At 43.9% G+C, this 22,906-nt stretch carries 22 protein-coding genes; 17 read left to right on the top strand and 5 right to left on the bottom strand.

Going from position 1 to position 22,906, the window contains the following annotated elements:
- The first annotated feature begins 218 nt into the window (after positions 1–218).
- The 17 genes from AB6E51_RS15525 (at position 219) to AB6E51_RS15445 (ending at position 20,063) form a co-directional block, all read left to right on the top strand.
- Complete coding sequence (locus tag AB6E51_RS15525; protein ID WP_102333326.1) at positions 219–548, top strand: STAS domain-containing protein; 330 nt, start codon at positions 219–221, stop codon at positions 546–548.
- A gap of 62 nt (positions 549–610) precedes the next feature.
- The gene (locus AB6E51_RS15520) at positions 611–1,447 is read left to right on the top strand and encodes an OmpA family protein (protein ID WP_102428867.1); all 837 of its coding nucleotides are present in this window, start codon (positions 611–613) and stop codon (positions 1,445–1,447) included.
- Positions 1,444–3,543 carry an SLBB domain-containing protein gene (locus AB6E51_RS15515; protein ID WP_372058644.1) on the top strand — a complete coding sequence of 700 codons (2,100 nt, stop codon included), beginning with the start codon at positions 1,444–1,446 and terminating at the stop codon, positions 3,541–3,543. Before AB6E51_RS15520 ends, AB6E51_RS15515 begins: the two co-directional genes overlap by 4 nt.
- Positions 3,543–4,232, top strand: a complete 690-nt coding sequence (locus tag AB6E51_RS15510; protein ID WP_171732995.1) for a chromosome partitioning protein ParA — start codon at positions 3,543–3,545, stop codon at positions 4,230–4,232. Before AB6E51_RS15515 ends, AB6E51_RS15510 begins: the two co-directional genes overlap by 1 nt.
- Before the next feature lie 554 nt (positions 4,233–4,786).
- Positions 4,787–5,779 carry an ABC transporter substrate-binding protein gene (locus tag AB6E51_RS15505; RefSeq protein ID WP_017063893.1) on the top strand — a complete coding sequence of 331 codons (993 nt, stop codon included), beginning with the start codon at positions 4,787–4,789 and terminating at the stop codon, positions 5,777–5,779.
- Between the two features lie 147 nt (positions 5,780–5,926).
- Positions 5,927–6,826, top strand: a complete 900-nt coding sequence (locus AB6E51_RS15500) for a proline/glycine betaine ABC transporter permease (RefSeq protein ID WP_017059591.1) — start codon at positions 5,927–5,929, stop codon at positions 6,824–6,826.
- Positions 6,819–8,051: a glycine betaine/L-proline ABC transporter ATP-binding protein gene (locus tag AB6E51_RS15495; RefSeq protein WP_017059590.1), complete on the top strand. Its 1,233-nt coding sequence runs from the start codon at positions 6,819–6,821 to the stop codon at positions 8,049–8,051. The genes AB6E51_RS15500 and AB6E51_RS15495 overlap by 8 nt, the downstream gene beginning before the upstream one ends.
- A gap of 394 nt (positions 8,052–8,445) precedes the next feature.
- On the top strand, positions 8,446–8,850 hold the full coding sequence (locus AB6E51_RS15490; protein WP_017066737.1) for an Hpt domain-containing protein: 405 nt from the start codon (positions 8,446–8,448) through the stop codon (positions 8,848–8,850).
- Between the two features lie 223 nt (positions 8,851–9,073).
- A complete protein-coding gene (locus AB6E51_RS15485) occupies positions 9,074–10,585 on the top strand; it encodes a sigma-54-dependent transcriptional regulator (protein WP_372058643.1) in 1,512 nt (503 codons plus the stop codon).
- On the top strand, positions 10,566–11,672 hold the full coding sequence (locus AB6E51_RS15480; RefSeq protein ID WP_102320216.1) for a glycosyltransferase family 4 protein: 1,107 nt from the start codon (positions 10,566–10,568) through the stop codon (positions 11,670–11,672). The genes AB6E51_RS15485 and AB6E51_RS15480 overlap by 20 nt, the downstream gene beginning before the upstream one ends.
- A gap of 252 nt (positions 11,673–11,924) precedes the next feature.
- On the top strand, positions 11,925–13,301 hold the full coding sequence (locus AB6E51_RS15475) for an O-antigen ligase family protein (protein ID WP_372058641.1): 1,377 nt from the start codon (positions 11,925–11,927) through the stop codon (positions 13,299–13,301).
- A gap of 92 nt (positions 13,302–13,393) precedes the next feature.
- Positions 13,394–14,179, top strand: coding sequence for a DapH/DapD/GlmU-related protein (locus AB6E51_RS15470; RefSeq protein ID WP_017063898.1), 786 nt, complete (start codon positions 13,394–13,396; stop codon positions 14,177–14,179).
- The gene (locus AB6E51_RS15465) at positions 14,172–15,290 is read left to right on the top strand and encodes a glycosyltransferase (protein ID WP_372058640.1); all 1,119 of its coding nucleotides are present in this window, start codon (positions 14,172–14,174) and stop codon (positions 15,288–15,290) included. The genes AB6E51_RS15470 and AB6E51_RS15465 overlap by 8 nt, the downstream gene beginning before the upstream one ends.
- Positions 15,287–16,711, top strand: coding sequence for a GumC family protein (locus AB6E51_RS15460; RefSeq protein WP_372058639.1), 1,425 nt, complete (start codon positions 15,287–15,289; stop codon positions 16,709–16,711). Before AB6E51_RS15465 ends, AB6E51_RS15460 begins: the two co-directional genes overlap by 4 nt.
- 398 nt (positions 16,712–17,109) lie before the next feature.
- Entirely contained in the window at positions 17,110–18,210 is a 1,101-nt protein-coding gene (locus AB6E51_RS15455; protein WP_017070860.1) for a glycosyltransferase, read from the top strand.
- The gene (locus AB6E51_RS15450) at positions 18,207–19,394 is read left to right on the top strand and encodes a glycosyltransferase family 2 protein (protein WP_017059581.1); all 1,188 of its coding nucleotides are present in this window, start codon (positions 18,207–18,209) and stop codon (positions 19,392–19,394) included. Before AB6E51_RS15455 ends, AB6E51_RS15450 begins: the two co-directional genes overlap by 4 nt.
- 9 nt (positions 19,395–19,403) lie before the next feature.
- Positions 19,404–20,063: a sugar transferase gene (locus AB6E51_RS15445; RefSeq protein WP_017080501.1), complete on the top strand. Its 660-nt coding sequence runs from the start codon at positions 19,404–19,406 to the stop codon at positions 20,061–20,063.
- Positions 20,064–20,316: 253 nt separating this feature from the next.
- Here AB6E51_RS15445 and AB6E51_RS15440 read toward each other — a convergent pair whose 3' ends face one another.
- From AB6E51_RS15440 to AB6E51_RS15420, 5 genes are all read right to left on the bottom strand, one after another.
- Positions 20,317–20,832 carry a GNAT family N-acetyltransferase gene (locus AB6E51_RS15440; RefSeq protein WP_372058638.1) on the bottom strand — a complete coding sequence of 172 codons (516 nt, stop codon included), beginning with the start codon at positions 20,830–20,832 and terminating at the stop codon, positions 20,317–20,319.
- Positions 20,833–20,910: 78 nt separating this feature from the next.
- Positions 20,911–21,192, bottom strand: a complete 282-nt coding sequence (locus AB6E51_RS15435) for a hypothetical protein (protein WP_017059577.1) — start codon at positions 21,190–21,192, stop codon at positions 20,911–20,913.
- Positions 21,193–21,386: 194 nt separating this feature from the next.
- A complete protein-coding gene (locus AB6E51_RS15430) occupies positions 21,387–21,791 on the bottom strand; it encodes a DUF1801 domain-containing protein (protein WP_102320222.1) in 405 nt (134 codons plus the stop codon).
- 104 nt (positions 21,792–21,895) lie between these two features.
- Positions 21,896–22,348: a hypothetical protein gene (locus AB6E51_RS15425; protein WP_102333316.1), complete on the bottom strand. Its 453-nt coding sequence runs from the start codon at positions 22,346–22,348 to the stop codon at positions 21,896–21,898.
- A 26-nt stretch (positions 22,349–22,374) separates the two neighbouring features.
- On the bottom strand, positions 22,375–22,797 hold the full coding sequence (locus AB6E51_RS15420) for a hypothetical protein (RefSeq protein ID WP_102333315.1): 423 nt from the start codon (positions 22,795–22,797) through the stop codon (positions 22,375–22,377).
- Between the last annotated feature and the right edge of the window lie 109 nt (positions 22,798–22,906).

Raw genomic sequence — 22,906 nt, 5'->3', positions numbered from 1 at the left:
GATCCACTCATCAACCTTATCTAACCTTTTCATTTATTCATTAAATTAATGACCTATAACTCTCATATATTCCGCCGTTTTTAGTTCTCATATTGAGAAACGTCTTTTCTCAATTTGAGATAGGAATTCGTACTAAACATAACTTATTGAAAAATAACAACATAAAAGTTGGCACATTCAGTGCAGTTGTCCATACATACTTAAAAGGAGATATCGCTATGGAACTACGTAAGATTGATTTAAACACAACGACACTGATACTTTCTATTTTCGGTGATCTGGATGCAGCAGGCAGTCGTGATGCACAAACCGACATCGATGATGTGATTTCTAACGATGGCCACCCTGAAATCGAAGTTGATTTTAGCCAAGTTGAGTTTTTAGATTCATCTGGGGTTGGCGCAATTGTTTATATGTTCAAACGTCTGACTGAACGCGAGCGCAATATGCGACTTGAAAATGTGACGGGGCAACCGCTTGAAATTATGAGCTTGCTGCGTATTGGCCACGCTATCCCAGTAAATTCAAAAAATCCTGCAAATTCATGAAGACCCACTAAGCTAGAAGTAACAAAAAATAATAAGAAAAATTAGAAACATAGGACGTTGGCATGAAAACACTGAAAAACTACATAGCCCTTTCTCTGTCCGCTCTCGTTCTGGGTGGCTGTACTAGCTATCCTGAACAAGGCACAGGGGGTTTGGCTGAAAGTTACGATTCTATTAACTATCAAAACTCAGACTTCTCTCCTGTCATGCCAGACGAGCCTCTTGGTCCAGAACATGGATTACGCTTTGATTGGCAGCTCGCTAAATTGCACCTTGATGCTTTGATCCAAGAAGGTGCTCGTTGGTGTTTCCCAGCTGCTGTTGTTCAAGCAATCGAAAAGCAAAATCGTATTGCTCGTGAACTTCAAGGCGGTCTACTACTGGATGCAGCCAACGACTTAGTGATCCAAAGAAAACGCCTAAATGAACTTGAGGTCCAACTGGATTACGTAACTTCACAAGCCCGCTGTGAGCCACCAAAAAATGAAAATCAATTTAGAATGCAACTGTCGGTTATTGAACAGTTGTATGACCTGCTTAATGTTGACAACCAATTTGCGGAAAACTCGACTGAAGTAAATCCTAAATATATGGGAAGACTGGCCGAGGCGACCACTTTACTTAAAGAACACAAATCCCTAGACCTTGTTGTTACCGGCCATGCTGATGCAACGGGTGCCGAAGAATACAACGACAAGTTAGCACTTGGACGAGCGAAACAAGTCGAACGCTACCTGACTATTTTTGGACTAGGCGCTCAACGAATCAAAGCCGTCTCTGTTGGCGAAACCGTCCCTCTTTTTGAAGGTGAATCCGACGGCACGCGTTTAACGAACCGCCGAGTAAGTATTGAAATTGTCTCGCCTAAGAATGCCGAGAAAATGGGAGGTGGATTATGAAATCCTTGATCGCTTTTATCATCACCCTATCGTTATGCTTTGCGAATGTCGTCAATGCTAACGATGAGTTTTCAGACGCGGTTCAAGTCGGTGACCTTATCCAAGTTAACGTACCCGGTGAAAGTACCTTAAACACGGGGTTCCAAGTGGATAAGCGTGGCCGTATTACCCTTCCTGAAGTAGGCGCTGTGTTTGTTGCAGGTTACGACAGTGAGCAGCTTAACAAAGTGGTTCTAGAGTCGCTGGCAACCGCCTATAAAGATCTTTCGAACGCTTCAGTGTATGTAAAAGAGCAGCAAATCATCATCTACGTACAAGGTTATGTAGAACAGCCTGGTGAATACACTCTCGCATTAGGTTCTAGCATCCAAATGGCACTTTACGCTGCGGGTGGTTTACGCCCGGGCGCGCAACTGGATAAGCTGATTCTTAAGCGAGGCGCAGACAAGAAAGAGTTTAACTACAAACGATTCCTTGATTCAGGAGACGAGTCAGCATTACCTACTCTTCAATCACTGGATTCACTATTCGTTCCAGCTTCTCCATTAGTCGGTAACATCGAGCAAGAGTTTGACGCAGCAAAGCTTGCTAACTCAGGTGACAGTGCTGATTCTCGTAACTCCATCAAAGTGTTTGGTGAGGTGAACGCGCCGGGTTCGTTCACTTACAAAGAGAACACCGACCTTGTCGACGTACTTATGCGTTCGGGCGGCGTAACTCGTTATGCCAGTGTTGAGCAAATCCGAGTGATTTCGAACAACACCCCAACGCTATTCAACCTAAAACGTTACTTAGATTCTGGTGACGAAAGTCTGCTTCCAATTTTACGCCCGGGTGCGACCATTTTCGTTCCCAAGCAAGAAGAAGAGATCAAATCCGGCGCCAACATGGTTTACGTAATGGGCGAAGTCGCAGCCCCTGGTGCTTTTGAAGGCAAAAGAGACGCGACCTTTATGGATATCTTGGCGAATGCGGGCGGCCCAACTCGATTTGCAGAGTCACGACAAATCCGTGTTATCAAAGCAGATGGCAGAGTGCTTAAATTCGATTTAGCGGCTTACACTGAAGGCTTACCTAACTCTAACCCTCCTAGCATCAAAGCTGGTGACGCGATTTTCGTTCCCGAGAAAACCGACATGAACGAGAAGTCTTGGTTGAAAATTACGCCAGACCGAGCGGTTAACGTGATTGGTGAGGTGAATCGACCTGGTCGTATTGAATGGTCAGATGAAATGAACTTCATGGGGCTATTGGCACACGTCGGCGGCCCTACGCTACGCGCAGACACATCAAAAATTGAAGTCGTGACTGGTAGAAAGTTGGTTGTGTTTAACCTTGATGATTTCATTCGAAATGGTGCGCCACGTGACCAAATGCCGCAAATTCGCGCGGGTTCTATCGTGCGCGTTCACGACTTGCCACAAGATCCTTCAGACAATAAATCACAATGGGTTCGTCAAAGCTCTGATGCTTCGATCTACATCTTTGGACAAGTGAATGCACCCGGTCGTTACCGCTTCACCAAAGACATGCACTTCCTTGATATCTTGTCTGCGGCTGACGGTCCAACAAAGGATGCCGACATCCACAACGTTCGAGTAACGCATCGTGACAAAACCTATTCGCAAGTAAGCAAACTTAACTTATCACTGTACTTCGAAACCGGTGACGAATCGTTACTGCCAAACGTAACCACTGGCGACACGATTTACATCCCAGAGAAAGGCAAAAACTGGTTAGATACACCGAAAGAAGAAACCGTTCGTGTGCTTGGTGCGATTAACAATCCGGGGCGTTATGTGTTCAACGACAACATGACCATTCTAGATATTCTGGCAGAAGCAGCAGGACCTACCGACAATGCTTATGTAGAAAAAATTACCATCGTCAATATGTCTTGCTGCCAAGGTCAGGCTCGTACTTTTGACCTTGTTGAATTCAGCAAAACGGCGAACATTTACAACTTGCCGGTGCTACGCGCTGGTGACACGATTTACATCCCAGACCGTCGCGAAAGCTTTATTGAAAAAGCACGCGTCGGACTTGATGACATACTGCGTATCACCACCACCATCGTATTAATAGGAGCTTTATAATGACAATTTCAGCGACCCATGCCGAAGTCGAGCAACTGTATTTAGCTTCTGAACTTAACGGCCAAAAATCAATATGCGTCACCGCCTGCCATTCAGGTGACGGAGTAACATCTATTGCAACCGCACTAGCTGAGCGTTTTCTTCTTGCGGGTCATTCAACGCTTTATGTTGATCTCAACTTATTCAACCCTGCTTTCAAAGATTTGAATATGCTAGAAGATAATCAGCAAGGTCAATTGATTGAACATGTTGAATCTCAGCGTACGTTTATCGGTGTACCTGCTCCACAAGTTGCTTCAACGCAATTGGCTTATAAAGATCCGACAACGTTACAAAACGTGGTCAACAAATGGTTAGAGAAATACGACAGAGTCATCATTGATACCTCACCGCTTCTCAACATAAACAAAGGCAACATTCCGGCTCAGTCTGTGGCGAGTGCTTGTGACAGCACATTGATGGTTGTCGCCTATGGTGAAACGTCGAGTCACCACCTAGAACAAGCGAAAAAGCTGCTTGATGCACAAAGTATCAACCTAATGGGCTGCGTGATGAACATGAAACAAAAGCCTAGCTTTGCACAAGAGTTGGTCAGACAAATCAATCGAATGAAATTCATCCCCGCTAAGCTTCGCGATAGCTTGGCAAACAAGCTGTATCAAAATGAGTTTTTGAACCTTCCGATGTAACTTTCTTTTGCTACTTTCTGGCTGTCATTAAACCATGACAGCTACCTATCCTATTAGACTTCAAGCTCTAAAAGCTCTGAATAACTCAAAACCAAATTGGGTATTTTTGGCGAAGTTATTATTAAAAATAAGATTTTAAAAACCATTCAACGCATTTCACACACATCAATCATGGTCTTACCCCCTTTAAATCCCTTCAAAAATCAACAGCCCCACGCCTAACTTTAGCGGTAATGTGACACAGACGATTAAAGTGCCATGTAAATCGCATCAAAGATGGAATTCGTACGATTATTCCCTAAGATTATAAATAGAGGTGGTTTTTGACGAATTTGTAATAGTTTGACAAAGTTATCCGATGGCTGTTGAAACACAGTGGATGAATTGGCAAATCACACTTCACTGACTTTGCACGTTTATCTATTCAAACTTCACCCATCCCTCCTTCTGCTCAAATGGTTCAAATACACGGAAAGGATCACCATCGAGCAATTTAGATAATCAATTTACCTTGGTTACCTTAGTTGTATTATTAAAGAGAAAGGAAACTCAATATGAAATACAAGTTAAGCTCCGTATTTTTGTTAGTAGCAGCAGCCAGCGGTAATGCTAACGCTGGAGAATGTGGCAGCGTAACAATCGCAGATATGAACTGGAACTCTGCAACACTGATCGCCAATATCGACCAATTCATCCTTGAACATGGTTATGGGTGTGATGCTGAACTTATCCCTGGCGACACTATGCCAACAGGCACGTCTATGATCGAAAAAGGCCAGCCTGATGTTGCACCTGAACTTTGGAGCAACAGCTTAAAAGACGCATTAGATAAAGGTGTTGAAGAAAAACGTCTTCGCTACGCAGGTAAAGCACTTGTGAACGGCGGCGAAGAAGGCTTTTGGGTTCCAGCTTACCTAGTAAAACAGTACCCTGAAATGGCAACCATCGAAGGCGTACGCAAAAACGCAAGCTTATTCAAACACCCTGAAGACCCAGATACATCTGCATTCTACAGCTGCCCTGCAGGCTGGAACTGTCAGATCAGCGCCGGAAACCTGTTTAATGCTCTTGAGCTAGAAAACAGCGGTTTCACGATTGTTGATCCAGGCTCGAGTGCCGGCTTATCTGGCTCTATCGCAAAAGCTTATGAACGTGAAGAAGCTTGGTTTGGTTACTACTGGGCACCGACCGCTGTTCTAGGTAAATACGACATGGTTAAAGTCGACTTTGGCAGTGGCGTTAATGAGGAAGAGTTCCTTAACTGTACCACCAAAGAAGATTGTGAATCGCCAAAAGCAACCATGTACCCGCCTTCACCTGTCCACACGATTACCACTGAAAGTTTTGCGTCACGTGCTCCTGAAGCATACGACTACTTTACTAAACGTGGTTTCACGAACGACAAAATGAACTCGCTACTTGCTTGGATGGAAGACAACCAAGCTGATGGCGAAGAAGCGAGTCTGCATTTCTTAAGTGAATTCCCAGAAGTATGGCACCCATGGGTTTCTGAAGAAGTGGCTAAGAAAGTTGAAGCAGAGCTGTAAGAGCTTGATTTAATAACAAGTAATTACGCTTCAACAATAAAACAGAAATAACGTCGCTATACTTGATGTTATTCATGATTCGGAGCCCTTTTCATTAGCGATTTTCTTATCGCATGGACAAGTGGCTCCGAACTATAAGGATATAAAATGGCTGACAGCAATTGGTTATCAAGCTTTCCAGAGATGGAACGCGGTGATTTACGAACCATAAAAAAGACGCTAGATGGCGCATACCGTGAATTTTCCCGTGAATACGGCGAAATGATTGAATCTCTCTTTGACCCTCTTCTTTCATTCCTCGTTTGGTTTGAAAAACTCCTTATCTCAACACCTTGGATTATAGTCCTGGCTGTGTGTACCAGCCTTGTCTACGCAGCAAGCCGTTCTTGGAAACTGGCTCTAGGCTGTGTTGCTTCTCTACTTCTCATTGGTTACTTTGGAATGTGGGAAGACACCATGCGGACGCTCAGTATCATCACTGTATGTACCTTGGTTTCAATATTCTTGGGCATTCCGATTGGTATTGCGATGGCTCGTTCAAATCGAGCTCAGTCAATTGTTACACCGATGCTCGATATCATGCAAACCATGCCTGCGTTCGTTTATTTGATTCCAGTGGTAATGCTACTGGGCATCGGTAAGATTCCAGGGCTAATCGCCGTGGTTATCTACGCGATCCCACCTGTAATTCGTCTAACTAACCTAGGCATACGCTTAGTTGATAAAGAAGTCCTTGAAGCCGCTACCGCTTTCGGTGCGAGCAAAAAGCAACGCTTATGGGGTGTTCAACTTCCTCTAGCAATGCCAACGATCATGGCGGGTATTAACCAAACCATCATGATGGCACTGTCTATGGTTGTTATCGCATCCATGATTGGTGTGAAAGGCCTAGGACAACCGGTTCTCAAATCGATTACTAACCAGTACTTCACATTAGGCTTGATGAATGGTTTCGCCATCGTTGCCCTCGCAATCCTTTTTGACCGCGCTTCTCAGGCGTACGCAAGAAGAACTAATGCGCATTTAGGAGGATTCAAGCATGACTAAACCATTGATTGAAATTAGTGGTCTGTACAAGGTGTTTGGACCGAAACCAATGTCTGTTATGAACCGAGTTCAAAACGGCGAACACAAAGATCAGATTCTTGCGGATACGGGTCATACCGTTGGTTTAAAAGAGATCAACCTTGAGATTAACCGTGGTGAAATCTTCGTTATCATGGGGCTTTCTGGCTCGGGTAAATCGACGCTGATCCGCCACTTCAACCGTTTGATTGACCCGACTCAAGGTAAAATCATGGTTGAAGGCATTGATGTGATGAGCCTCAACACTAAACAGCTAGAAGAGTTCCGTCGTCATAAAATGTCGATGGTATTCCAACGCTTTGGCTTAATGCCTCATCGCACTGTGGTTGAAAACGTTGCGTACGGGTTGGAAGTACAAGGCATCAAAAAAGAAGACCGTTTAGCAAAAGCCAACGAATGGTTAGAAACCGTGGGCTTGAAAGGTTACGGCAAGCAATACCCTGCGCAACTTTCAGGTGGTCAGCAACAACGTGTTGGCCTTTCGCGCGCTCTGTGTACTAACGCTGAAATCTTGTTAATGGATGAAGCCTTTTCGGCACTCGACCCTTTGATTCGAAGTGAAATGCAAGACCAGCTTATTGAACTTCAAGAGAAGCTTCATAAGACGATTGTTTTCATCACACATGATCTGGACGAAGCACTCCGCCTAGGCGATAGAATCGCAATTTTGAAAGACGGCGAGTTAGTACAACAAGGCACACCACATGAGATTCTGCTAAATCCAGCCGATGATTACGTGGAAGCGTTCGTGAAAGACGTAAACCGTGCTCGTGCACTGACCGTTGAAACCGTTATGCAGCCTCCTCTGTATCGAATCACATCAGAAACAATTGAAGGTGCTTTGGCACAAATGAAGATGCTTAAAAACGATTACGCTTATCACGTAACAGATGACGGCTATCAAGGCCTAGTCACACAAGAAAGTCTACAAGACGCCGTTGAAGATTCATCGGTACATGATTTTAGTGATGAGATATACGAAGAAGTCCCTGCCATCTTACCAGATGCGGTGATTGAAGAAGTGCTACCGGACACTATGTCTTGTGACTACTCTCTTCCAGTTGTTGATGAAGACGGTAATCTAAAAGGTGAACTCGAGAGAAGCGCTGTTGCTGATATCTTCTCAGAAAGTAGCGAGGAAGAAGTAGAAGCCGACCCAAAGCCAAAAATTGATAAAGCTTCGTAGTCCTACTTTTCGTGATTTAAAGCACGGCTGTTTAAATTATCATTGTTTGGGTTATCGTTATTTGAGTTATTGCTATTTAGATTAGCCTAAACTACATAAACCGCTCTAAGACCACTGTTGTTATTTCACTGCAGTGGTCTTTTTTATTTGTATCGGGCTCGTTTTCTTCTGAGATCTACCCGCACCTTAGGCTTTATAGGCACCTAAGTTTATATTTCATAAGAGAAAACAAAATAAAATCAGTCCGTTAGGTTTGTCACAAACCCAATAGCAAGATGAGTGAGATGCCAATTAAATGCTCTATTTGTACGGCAACCAGTTGAAATTATTCTAGAAAATGACTAAAACTTAATAGTATTAACAGATATTAAGCTCAATAAAAGGACTTAGTTTGATGAATTCTACTTTAGCGTCAGACGCAGCTACAAATCTAAACTCACAACAAGTGAGCAAGCTTGTCGATGAAAGCGTTCTGGAGCAAATGATTCGCGATACAAGTGCGGACATTATCCCTATCTTGATCGACCATTATGTCGAAGAATCACAAACACGCTTGGTCGCTATAAAAGAGGCAGTCACGCAGAAAGACGCTCAAACACTTGAGTTCGAGGTCCACACTCTCGGCAGCACAGCGCTTTCGTTAGGTAATCGCCCTTTGGGTGAATTAGCTCGAGCTTTAGAAAAGCTATGTTTAGAACAGAGTCATGATGCGGCATTTCGACAAGTTGATGAATTACTAGAGCTCGCAGAGCGTTCAATAAAAGCCTTGCTTGAAAGGAAAGAGGCAGGCTTCAGCTAGCTTTGCATGTTCATTATCGGTATCAGATTAAAAACTCAAAACAGTCGTTATTAATATAGTCGCCATAAGATGGGCTCCATCATGAACAGCAATGCGAGAAGTTATACAGGCCACTTCTTAAAAGATTGCATGTGGTAGATAACAAATACACAAGACTCGTATTGATGGTTGCATATCACTATGTTATTGATTGGTTAGGATAAAGTTTCAAAAGGAATACACAATGCGCCCTAAGGTATTGTTAGTTGAAGACTCCACCTCACTCGCCGTACTCTACAAGCAGTACGTAAAAGACGAGCCCTATGATATTTTCCACGTCGAAACCGGCGCGGAAGCTAAGACCTTCATTGAAAGGCACTCTCCACAGCTTGTGATTCTCGACCTTAAGCTTCCTGACATGCCAGGCGAAGAAGTCTTAGATTGGATTACTGCTAACGAAATACCGGCCGCTGTCATCATCGCGACAGCGCATGGTTCAGTAAACATCGCGGTAGACCTTATCCAACGCGGTGCAGAAGACTTCTTAGAGAAACCCATTCAAGCCGATCGACTCAAGACCTCTGTTAGCTTGCATCTAAAAAGAGCGAAACTCGAAAACCTCGTCGATAACATGCAAAGCAAATTCGATCGTGATCGTTTTCATAATTTCATTGGCTCTTGCCTACCCATGCAGGCGGTTTACAAGATCATTGATTCGGTAGCACCAACCACTGCCAGCGTGTTTATTAACGGCGAAAGTGGTACAGGTAAAGAAGTGTGTGCGGAAGCGATTCACCAAGAGAGTCAGCGTAATGGTAAACCCTTCGTGGCCATTAACTGCGGCGCTATCCCTCGAGACCTAATGGAGAGTGAAATCTTCGGTCACGTTAAAGGTGCGTTTACCGGTGCGACAACCGACCGTAAAGGTGCAGCAATGCAAGCGCATGGCGGTACCCTATTTCTCGATGAGCTTTGTGAAATGGAACTGGAGATGCAGAAGAAGCTCCTCAGATTTTTGCAAACTGGTACGTTTACTCCACTCGGTGGCAACCGCGAGATTAAAGTGGATGTCAGAATTATCTGTGCGACCAACCGCGATCCACTGGTTGAAGTAGAAGAAGGACGTTTTAGAGAAGACCTTTACTATCGTGTTCACGTTGTGCCTATCGAGATGCCACCGCTTCGCGAGCGAGGGAGTGACATTGTCACTCTTTGCAATCATTTCTTGAAGCTGTACGCGAAGCAAGACAAGAAGAAGTTCAAATCAATAGACAAAGAAACGCAGAATCTACTTAAACGTTATGCGTGGCCAGGCAATGTGCGTCAGTTGCAAAACATCATCCGTAACATCGTGGTGTTGAACAATGAAACGAGCGTGACTAAAGACATGTTACCGCCTCCGATTAATAAAGTAGATGCCGCTCCATCATCTAAATCAGTGACACCAATTCGAGTAACTGCGCCTCAACCTGCAGTTGTTGAAGCACCAGAAGCTAAGTTGCCACCGATTACTCCGGAAGAGTTGGAACAATCGTCAGTTGCTCAAGCTCACAATGAGCCGATGACGCCTGCATTTACCACAAGCGAAGGTGCTATTCGTCCAATGTGGCAAATAGAACGTGAAGCCATTCAACATGCCATCAATCATTGCGATGGGAATGTGTTAAACGCTGCTGTGCTGTTAGAACTTAGCCCTTCTACTGTTTATCGTAAGAAACAGGCTTGGGAATCGGAAGATGAGTACAATCAAGCCTAACCAAGGTATACTCGACATAAACCTTCATGAGATTTGGCTGTTGATCGACAGCCAAACTTTTGGAGGCATAGAAACGCATGTTTTAGAATTAGCACAAGGCCTGATATCGGAAAGCGCTCAGTATTCAGAGGCTGTTCGTATCGTTCTTTTGACTAAGTTTAATCCTGAAGCGATCATCGTTGAAAAGTTGAATGCGCTAAACATCCCTTTTAGTTACCTCTCCGATTTAGCCTCATGTTCTGTAGATTCAAATGGCAATAGCGCGACACAGCTGAAACGTGCAGTTCAACATTATCAACCAAGGCTTATCCATGCTCATGGTTACAAAGCCAGTTTGGTCAGCAAGTTAATCAAGCTTCCGCCTCGTTTCAACAACACAAAGCAAATCACCACTTATCACGCAGGTGAAACCCCAACAGGCAAAGTATGGCTTTATGATTGGCTCGACCGTTACAGCAGTTTTCTTTCTGATCAGTCGCTCGTGGTCAGTGAAAAGATTAAAGCGAAAGTGCCGAGTCAAACCCATCAATTGAATAACTTTGTTAAAATGCCAACCGGGTTAACAAGCTCCCCTTCATCAAGCCCATTCCATGTTGGTTTTGTGGGGCGATTGAGCCATGAAAAAGCGCCTGATCGATTTGTTGCATTAGCCAAACAGTTTCCTGATGTTCGGTTTGAGCTTTTTGGTGACGGGCCAGAAATGGACATCTTAGTTAAATCGCAGCCTGATAATGTGACCTTTCATGGGCATCAGACCAATATGGACGACGTCTGGAGCCAAATCGATCTGTTAATCATCCCTTCTCGCTTTGAAGGCTTACCTATGGCGGCATTAGAAGCCATGATTCGTGGCATTCCCGTTCTCGCCACCTCAGTTGGTAACTTGCCTCAACTCATCGAGCATCAAGTTAACGGCTACCTTGCAAATTCAGAAGCTGAGCTAGAACAGTTTTTATCTTTGTGGATGTCATTGACGAACGAGCAGCGTGACTCTCTCAAGAGTCACGCGATAGAAACCGTGAAAAACCAATACTCTCCACAAGCCGTTGTCCCGCAGTTGTTGGAAATCTATCAACTCGACCGTTAATTCTAGCCTTAGTCGATAACTGGTTATTTGGGCTTGATGATTTAAGTACTTTAGTCAGTTTTATACTGATTCTCAAAATGACAAAACTCACCTCAAGGCTACGCCCTCACTTAATAATCCAACATTAAATCAGTAAGTTAAATAAAATGCATAACTGGCACTCACTTTGCAATCTTTAACATCAGGCGTAACTACGTCTTAAAAAGATTACGAGCCGAGTCCTAAAGAGTTTATTTGCCAATAGAGGTCACAATGGTCAACCCTGAAGCCAATAGATTGCCAGTCATCATCACGATCAGCACCTTGTGTGTTGGGCTTGGTGTTGTTTGGTACTTTGTGCCTCACCCTGCTGTCATTGTGGCGCTCGCTCTTGTGCCATTGGCCGGGTTATTCGTGTTAAACAAAACATTCTGGTTAGTTCTATTGTTCGTTGTCTTTTCATTTTTCCGAATTCACGAAGCTATACCTCAGCTCTATTCGCTAAAAATACCGCTGATGCTTTCATTAGGCGCTCTGTCGGCTCTTCTATGGCATGCATTAATCAGTAAAGAACTTAAAATCTTCTGGCACCCTTGTTTAAATTGGCTCGCCATATTTTGGGTATTGGTTTTCATTGGTATTATCTTCGCGTCCAACAGGCCAATAGCACTAGCAGAATTCAAGGGCGTTTATTGGAAAATTATAGTGATGACGCTTGCGATTACTTGGCTAGTAAACACCACGGAAAATCTCGCAAAAACCGCGATGACGATTATCTACGCTGGCGCTTTAGTCAGCTCTATTGCCGTGTACAACTCAGTAAATGGTATTGGGCTTGTCGAGGGCTCACGCGTGACTATTGGCCGCGATTTTGGCTCTATGTTAGGTGACCCGAACGACCTAGCACTGGTACTGATGTTCCCACTCGCCTTTACAATAAGCCAAGCCACCACGACTGGCATCTCACGATCCAAACGTTTAATCAGTGCCTTAGTTTGTCTGTTACTGCTCGCCGCCATTATTGCCACTCAAAGCCGTGGCGGATTACTGGGTTGTATTGCGGTGATTGGTATTTTTGCGTGGAAGCTAGTGCGCTCTAAAGTTCTCTTAATCTCAGTGGGAACTGTCGCGGCCGTGGTGCTCTATTTAGTTGCTGGTATCTCAGACAGATCTTCTGGTGGTGCCGCTGAACAAGGTATCGATGAATCTGCAATGGGTCGAATCTATGCTTGGGAAGCAGCAATAAAGATGGCAGTTGAGAATCCACTGACCGGCGTAGGGTTGAACAACTTCTACTCGAACTACTTCTTTTACAGTTCGCATTGGGACGGACTGAATCACGCCGTTCACAGTACCTGGTTTGGTGTGTTGGCAGAAACAGGCTTTATTGGTCTGATCATTTTTGTCTGCCTTATCGTTGCTTTGATCAAAACCTCTCGCTCTACGCTAACGAGGTTAAAAAACTCGGCCACAGAAATCGCCCCCGAACTCAATGCGGTCGCCTATGCGATCTATGCAGGTCTGATTGGAACAATCGTGTCGGGTACATTTTTGACTCAAGGCTTCAACTGGCCGATTTATATCCTCGCAGCACTCACAGTTTGCGTCTCAAATGTATCTCAAACTGCCTGTCAAAATGAGAAAACCTAAAAGCTATATTTTAACTCATTGAAAATATTATATTTATTAAATGGCACAGTATATGAAAGTACTTCTATATAACAAAACAGAGGATTTTCATTATGACGTCAGTATCTATACATCAATTCAAACATTGGCTTAAGTTTCATCCTAATTCTCGAATTAGAAATGTGTTTTTCATTTTGAAAGACATCAGAAGCGCAGAGCTACCTACCCCTCAAGTACTTAATCGCTGCCTATATCAAGCGCACAAGCTAGTGGTGAATCTGGTTTCTGGCTTTACGCGATTCTTTTACTGGACTCCGGCTTTCAAAGGTCGTGTGGCTCAATGTGGCAAACGCCTGTATTTGTATGGTGGACTGCCTTTCGTCAGCGGTCCGGTGCAAATTACGATTGGCGACAACTGCCGTATCTCTGGCCACACGACATTCTCTGGTTGTACTCAACAACTTGAAGGCTTGGAACACCCACTATTGTCGATTGGCAATAACGTCGACATTGGTTGGCAGTCGACTATCGCTGTTGGAGGTAAAGTGGTTATCTCTGACAACGTACGAATCGCAGGCGGCGCTTTTCTATTTGGATACTCTGGACACCCGCTTGATGCAAAACGCCGAGCGCTAGGTGAAGGTGACGACCCTCAGCAAATCGGTGACATCATTCTTGAACCCGATGTTTGGTTGGGCACGAATGTGACGGTCAAAGGTGGCGTAACCATCGGCGAAGGTGCCGTAATAGCCGCAGGCAGCGTAGTAACAAAGAATATTCCTGCCTTCGCAATCGCAGGTGGCAACCCAGCTCGAGTTGTCGGTCACATCAAACCCGTTGAAGTGACAGAATCCGATATGTTCGATTCGTTAGAGACTCATGGAGGTGACCATGCGTGATTTAATCGTATTTGGTGAAGACTTTGGTGGCCTACCTTCATCGACTCAACATTTAGTTCGTCACCTTGCTAAGCAGCACAAAGTCTTATGGGTCAACTCAATTGGCTTAAGACAACCGAAGCTGTCCGCCAAAGATGTTAGCCGAGCGTTCAACAAGTTGTTTGGTAAAACCAAGGCCGTAACTCAAAACATGCTCGACTCTGAGGGACACGACAACATTACTATCGTTAACTTAAAGACAATCCCTGCGCCTGCTTCTAAATTTTCTAGAAAGTTGGCTCAGCAAATGATGTTGCACCAACTAAAACCGGTTATTGCAGAGCTTAATCTTAACGCGCCTATCCTATGGACTTCTCTTCCGACCGCTGTTGATTTGTGCGGACACTTAGGCGAGTCATCTGTGGTCTATTACTGCGGTGATGATTTTAGCGCGCTGGCTGGTGTTGATCATGACACCGTTGCACAGCACGAATCAGAGCTAATCGAAAAATCAACGCTTATATTCGCGGCTAGCAAAAAATTGATGGGTAAATTTCCAAAGCATAAAGCGCACTTGCTACCACATGGTGTCGACGTAGACCTATTTTCAACACCCGCACCAAGAGCAAAAGATTTACCAAGCAACCACCGCCCTATTGCTGGTTTTTATGGCAGCCTTTCTAAGTGGCTTGATTATGAAATGATTGATCATGTTGCGAATGCGATGCCGGAATGGGACTTTGTTTTCATAGGTCCAAACGAGCTTGATACGCTCATGCTGCCTAAGTTGAGTAACGTACATTACCTTGGCCCTCGTCCACACCACACGCTACCAAGCTATTCTCAACACTGGGATGTGAGCTTGTTGCCGTTTGTTGATAACGAGCAGATCCGAGCGTGTAGCCCACTCAAACTAATGGAATACCTTGCGGCGGGCACACCCATTATCACAACACCGTTCCCTGCTTTGGTTCCATATCAAGGGCACGTAACCACGGTTGGCAGTGCCAACCAAATGATTTGGGCGCTTGATCATGCACGCGAGCTAAGCAACTCACCTATCTCTGTCGTCGAACAAGAGAGCTGGCAGAACCGTGGTAACTTCGTACATTGGATGTTGGAGCTATTATGAATAATCTGAAATTGCGGTTATTAGTCATCATCAATGCGATGTGGCGCCAACGCTACGTTATCGTTCTGCCAATGCTTATTTTGCCCTTTGTAGGCTTTGGTGTGAGCAAGTTGGCTCCAACTAAATATGACGCGCATACCAGTATGTTGCTTCAAGAAACGGCCAAGATGAATCCATTCTTGGAAGACATTGCCGTTTCGACGATGCTCAAAGATCGACTTAACGCATTGAGAACACTGCTTCACAGTCGACATGTGCTTTACTCGGTCGCTGATGAACTGCAATTAACCACGCCAGATATGCCTGAAATTGAGAAACAAGAGATCATTACTGACCTGTCTCAACGTCTAACGGTGACTCAGCTTGGAAAAGATTTTCTAAAGATAAGTCTAACGTCGAACACACCAAATGGAATGGAAGCGACGCTGCGCTCGGTAAGTGAACATTTCATTGAACAGTTACTCGCACCGGAACGTTCATCGATTGAAGATTCAAGTAACTTCTTGAAAATCCATATCGACAAACGTAGCGCAGAGCTTGCAGAAGCAGAAGAAGCGCTAGCTGCATACATGAATGAGAATGTTCATTCGACGCCTGAGGTACAGAGCCAAAGTTTGAATCGCTTAGCTTCACTCAAACAAACACTGGCAGAAAAAGAGGCCGAGTTATCGGGTGTCGAAAAAAGTTTAGGGTCAATCGACCAACAACTTTCAAGAACCAACCCTGTGATCGGTAAATTAGAAGACCAGATCATCGACATTCGTAGCGACCTTACCTTGTTACAAGCTAAATACACGGACAAGCACAGTGCTGTGCAAGCTAAAGTGCGTGAGCTAGACAGACTAGAGAATGAACGTAAGAGTTTGCTCGAGGTAACCCAGCCAACGATGAACAGCGACCAGCTTTGGGACATCGCAAGTAGTACGACACTGAACAAACTTTCTGATACCCAACCTCTTCTGGTCACTCAATTACACAGCCTACAGCTGGTTCGTGCTCGCTTTGAGTCTTTAACTGAAGAGACCAAAAGCCTTCGAACTATGATTTTCGAATTAGAACACAAGGCCAATAACTTCGGCGAAAATGCAAAAGAGATGTACCGCCTTAAACGTCAAGTTGAAATCAAACGTCAACTATATGATGAACTGACAGAGCGTTATGAAATGGCTCAACTAACGGGTTCGCTTGGTGTATTCGAGCAAAACAAACGTGTGAAGATTATCGATTTGCCTTTCACACCGAGTGTCAAATCTAACATGCCGACTTTTGTTTTTATTCTGGCTGGATTCGTTGCAGGTATCGGTTTGGGTATTGGTTTAGCGGTATTGTTTGAACTGTTTGATTCTTCAATCAAACGCAAAGACGAAATCGAAGATATCTTGGGTGTCCCTGTGATAACGGTGATCCCTAAAATGAGCTAGTCAGCCTCAAAGCCATTTTTGACTTGCTAGATTCACAGCTTTCTAATTTCCTAGCTTCGTGCTTCCTAGCTTTCTAGTTTCCAAGCTTCGTGCATCCTAGAGCAAAACGCCAACACTCGGTTGGCGTTTTGTTTATTTAGAGCCCCAAGTTCTAATGCTACTTTCGATTTACCCAAGCCCTATGATTCAAACTGCCATTCAATTGTATTTTGTTTTGATTCCCATTTTGAGAAATGAAAACTGCCCTAGAATTAAATAATCTAAACAACTGAAAAATAACGGTTATTTAATTGGCACAACTCCTGCAATCTCCTTGTGTAGTTAAACGTTTTAAAGAAGTTACTTCAAGAGAAACGTCAGAAAGGCGAAACAACAATTATAAAGGCAGGGTCCAAACTATGAATACGCATTTAACGAAGCATGGCAAAAAGATCATACACGTTGTTCAGCACCTTGCACCGGGTGGATTAGAAACCCTAACTCTGGATTTGCTCCGCCTTGCTAAACCAACAGACCAAGTGTTGATTGTCAGTTTAGAGGGTACTAAACAAGAGTCTATAAACAACTGGCCGAAGCTAGAGCCATACAAAAAGCAAATCGTCTTTTTGGATAAAGCACCAGGCGTACAATTCAATATCATTATTAAGCTAATTAAAGCCTTCAACGCGATTCGCCCTGATGTGGTTCATACCCATCATATTGGCCCACTGTTATACGCTGGTTATGCCGCTCGCGTAACCGGGGTTCCAACTCGAATCCATACCGAACATGACGCTTGGCATCTGAACAACAACAAACGTCGTCGATTACAAGCGCTTGCTTTAAAAGCTGCTCAACCAACGTTAGTTGCCGACGCGACACGTGTTTATAACCAACTACGCACTGCTTTTTCTTATGAGAACATCATTACCATCAAAAATGGCGTTGATTGTGAGAAGTTTAAGCCAATGTCGAAAGAACACGCGAGAGCAAAACTAAACCTGCCGACAGACAAACACATCATCGGTTGTGCAGGTCGACTAGAACATGTCAAAGGCCAAGACCAACTTATTAAAGCACTGACTCTTTTACCTGCAAACATGGTTGTCGCATTGGCTGGCGGCGGTACTAAACGCAATCAACTAGAGCAACTGACTAGCCGCTTGAATCTGAGTGACCGAGTCATCTTTCTTGGCTTAGTTGAAGACATGACCACGTTTTACGGAGCGTTGGATACGTTCTGCCTACCTTCACGCCACGAAGGGCTGCCGCTTTCTACACTTGAAGCTCAAGCATGCAATATTCCAACCGTCGCAATGGACGTTGGTGCCGTCGATGAAACCTTATGTCCAGTCAGCGGCGCCCTCGTCAAAAGCGGCAGCATTGTGGGGTTAGCTAGTGCGCTATTAGAAAAGCAAAATGAACGCTTTTTGTCACCTCGTCGCTACGTACTCGAAAACTTCGACATCATCAAAATGGTTTCGTCTTACAACGATATATCAGAAGGAGCTTACGCATGATTGATTGGTTGCTTGCGGGACTTTGTTTGTTTTCAGGTGCGTTGATTGTCTATCATCACGCAGCCTACCCTTTGTTACTGCGTTGGTATGCGAAAAGCCACCCCGCACGCAAAGTTGAAGAGAGTCATCGTTGCTACAAAGAGGAACAGCAAGATTGCACGTTGCCGACCATCACCGTTCTTGTTCCTGCATTTAACGAAGAACAGTGGATCGCAGACAAGATTCGTAACCTTGCTTCACTCGATTACCCAAAAAAGAAGTTGGAAGTCATTATCGCTTGCGATGGTTGCACTGATAACACAGTCGCCATTGCACAAATGACCATACAAGAAGCGATGTGCAGTGATGTCTATTTTGAGATACATGACCATCAAGTAAACCGAGGTAAAGTCGCGGTTGTTAATGAAGAAGTGACACGTATAACCAGTGATATCACGGCGATGAGTGATGTTTCTGCCCTTATTTCATTGGATGCTTTGCTTATAGCTGCCGCTCATTTTGAAAGTGACAAGGTTGGAGTGGTAAACGCAACGTATCAACTTTGTCCAACAGGCAATGAAGGCGAAAACACGTATTGGCAGTACCAAACCGCGGTTAAAGAGTCTGAGGCTTCGTTAGGTTCTAGCTTGGGTTCTCATGGCGCTTTCTACTTGTTTAGAACACACCTGTTTGAACTGCTTCCACTCAACACTATTAATGATGATTTCATCTTACCGATGCAAATCGTTAAACAAGGTTACATCGCCGAATACGAAACCCAAATGGTTGCATTAGAGCTAGAAGAATCGAACCTAGAAACAGACTTCAAAAGAAGACTTCGTATTTCAGCGGGCAACATGCAACAAGCGATTCGATTATTTGCCTTGTTCAGCCCGAAGTTTAAAGGCATCGCGTTTGCGTTCTTTTCAGGAAAAGGACTTCGCCTACTCACTCCATATTTAATGATTGTGTGCTTAGTGTGCTCAATCTTACTTAGCAACTACTTGGTATTTGAAGCGCTGTTATGGGCTCAAGTTGCCGTTTATACCATTGGCGTCCTTGGCTGCATCTTACCAAAGCGTCTAGTAAACAAACCTATTTCATTAATCTCTTATTTGATAGTTGGACATTATGCCAACTTCATTGGTGGCATTCGTTACCTAATCGGACTAGAAAACTCACCTTGGACACGAGCGAATCATTAAGGACTTATTATGATGAACATTGAACAGCTATCTACCCAAAACCTATACCAATACAAAATCTCACGTGCTAAACGTACTTTCGATTTCGTAAGCTCACTGATTGCTTTGATTTTGCTAGCGCCCGTATTTCCGTTGATTGCGATGGCGATTGCACTTACGTCTCGTGGTCCTATTTTCTACCGTCAACTGCGTGTTGGTAAATCGACACCGGAGAAAATGGCAATCTTTGAGATCATGAAGTTCCGTAGCATGTACGAAGATGCAGAAACTCGCTCTGGTGCAGTTTGGGCTACCGCGAATGACCCACGAATCACACCCGTTGGCCGCTTTTTAAGAAAGACACGTCTTGATGAGCTGCCACAACTGATCAATGTATTGAAAGGTGAAATGTCTCTAATTGGCCCACGTCCTGAACGCCCTACTTTTTACACCAAACTAGAGAACGAAATACCTTACTTTGCCGACCGCACATACGGTGTGATGCCTGGTATTACAGGGCTCGCACAAGTGAATCAAGGTTACGACACCTGTATTGATGATGTACGTCGTAAAGTAGGTTTTGACCACAGTTACGCACTAAGCCTATGTTCTGTTAAGTCTTGGATTGCCGCTGATCTGAGCATCATCTCTAAAACCATCATCGTAATGGTAGATGGTAGAGGTCGCTAAAACAGTATGGTCTAATGTGGATACAAAGCCTGTTTTCTATAAAGCCTTAGGGGGCGATTGGAAAGTCGCTAATGAAACACATAGTGCCGAATTAGCCCACGTTAACTAGACTCGCTGCTCTCGGTTCTCAGTTGAATGGTGTAATAAGGTTTCTTCCCTATCAATTGACGTAAACATTGGCAATGAATGTATAACGCAGATGTGGCTTGAGTTAGGGATTAGAAATTAAGAGCTGAGAGCTCAGAGTTAAGAATTAAGAGTTAAGACGAGAAAGCTTATATTCATAGAAAACCACAGCACTTTCGTCAGAGGCTTGCTCAACAAAACCTAGCTTTTTAAGTAAGTTGGCAGAGGCTATGTTTGAACGATCGACACCGCCAATCAGTGTGGACCATGACTCCGTTTTTGCGACTTCTGTGATGAAACTCTTCAGTAACTCACTCGCTAAACCCTTGCCCCAGAACTCTTCTGCAAGCAAGTAGCCAATATGAGCATCACTTTCGTCTTCTACATAAGCGAACAGAAAACCAATCAATTGATTATCGTTGGATTTCACTTGAAGTAAGCGGCTCTCCGACAACATTCGGTCGAGCCAAATTTCAGCCAATTCACGTGACACAATACCGTGAAAGTATGGTGGAAGGTTTTCAACAACTGATGGGGTTAGAATGCCAGGTACTCGCTCAAGTAGAGCCGAACGTTCAGGAACAGTAAATTCACCTGCAACTTCTTCTACTTTTAGTCTTTGAGTTTCAAACGAGATCGCCATGTGTCCTGCCTACTTCGATAAAAATGTGGATTATAGACCTGAGTACTCGTATTGGCTTCGTTTCCAAACCAAAGCAAACTAAAGAACAGCCACGCCTTCAACTTCAATCACTGAGTTAACATTTGCTCGCTCGATTATCTTGAGTAACGTCGTTTGAACTAACTCATTATCTCGGATTTCGGTTTCACAAGAAAAACGCTCTTCTTGAACACCATCGCCCTCACCCAGCATAAATTGAACCGCGACTTCCGTTGCGAGATCTTTGGTCGTCCCGTAATACGCTAACGTGATTTTTGGGTATCCGTGGTCGCCTTTTTTAACCTGCTTTGCGATACGTTTTTTGGCTTTATCTAAATTCATACAACTTCCTTTTAAGTTTGAAATACAAGGTGACTAGAACACCTTTTTAAACGGTAAGCAATACAATCAGCGTTGGTTATAGAGATTCCCTAGCCTCTTGATACTAATCAAGATGGTACAGTCTTAGCACTTTAAAGAGTGATAGCTAGAACACAGAAAACCTGTTTAAGAAATATAATGACAACACATAAGAATTACGCGCCAAGAAGCGGTAGATGTTTTCGTTGTTGATAAGTTAAGGCTAACTCTAAGCACTGCTTGATTGGTGCTTTGGGAAGTGGTTCAGTTAGGTTCAAGACGATTGCCCGATTACCTTGAAATACCAATGTGCCATCGTGCAATTCTCTGAATGTGTCGACTAGCTTCGTTTGACAGTTAAAGAACAAGTAATAGTTGTTTGGTGACTTCAATTTCCAGTCGATTCGAATTGGGCTGCCCGTCTTAACGCTGTAACTCGGCTCGCCCCATTTCAGAGACTCTTCGACTTCAGCTAGTTCCAAATCAGAGCAAAGCTCAAAGATTAATGAACGCAACTCTTCAAGCCGAGCTCGAACATCATCGGGATACTCGTCGAAATGTGTTTTGATTGCTTGGTCCATTGAACCTCCGATCCACTTGTTGAGATATTAAAATGCAGCTCACTTAAAGCATACAGCCTTAAAAATTAGTCCAACTCAAAACGAAAAGTGCCAAGCCTCGTAAATCACTTTTGCGTTATCTGTTCGTTAGCGGTTTTCAACGCCAGCTTTAAACCGTCCGTATCCTTACAACCAATGTAAACATGCTTTCCATTGCTTAGGCTTAACTTAAGCGCTGAACCTATCGATGCATTATACAACCAACCATCGCTCAGCATTCGGATACCAATACCTTGATACCACTTGCTTTGATAAAACGATGTCTCTGTAATGTCTGACACTTCTACATTCTTACGCCAAAAACCAAAGCCGAAATACCAGCTTAGTACATTGTCTTTAACCTCAATTGTCATGGAGAAAAAGAGCAAAGCAATTAAACCATTGATGGCGTGAGCGATTAATGTCCCAGGGTTATTATCCGAGGTAACGACAATGAAAGCACTTATCGCAACAAGGATGAGCAGCAATCCCTTGTTGGATTCCTTACTATAAAACACAGTGGCAACTCCTATAGACAACGAACAATCAACTAACTAGCCAACAGTTATCTTACTGCAGCCTTTCTAAAAAATCGTAGCAAGTAATGCAGGCATACTCCCACAACCAAACCAAGTAGCATCGCCTTGATACTACCAACCCAAAGTATCAAACCAGAATAACCTTGTCCCGGACCTAAGCCTTGTTTATTAATCACATCGACAAACATAAAACCGTTCCACAGCACATGCAGTGAGGCTGTAAATCCATGCACACAAATTGCGATGGTTCCAAGTAACTTGTACTTGTTAATAACTGGTGCGCCACAAAAAATGACAACAAGCGCAAATGTAAAAATCAGAGGGCCAGACAGTACTAAAGTGAGTGTAATTACTTCAACGTGGCTCTCTATGCCATAACTGTATGTACAAAATACCATTGTCATTGAAAACAAAAGCGAAATGAGTGCGAACCATAGCGTTCTATTCATTGGGGTTCCCTGCCTTAATAGTGGGTTTAGGACAAATTCGATAATCGACAGGAAGAACTAATTACCAAAAATACGGCATGAGAAATGCCCTTGTTACTCTACTATTCGA

The sequence above is a fragment of the Vibrio sp. 10N.247.311.47 genome (assembly GCF_041467535.1).
GTDB lineage: Bacteria > Pseudomonadota > Gammaproteobacteria > Enterobacterales > Vibrionaceae > Vibrio > Vibrio crassostreae_C.
This window is presented reverse-complemented; position numbering and strand designations above follow the sequence as displayed.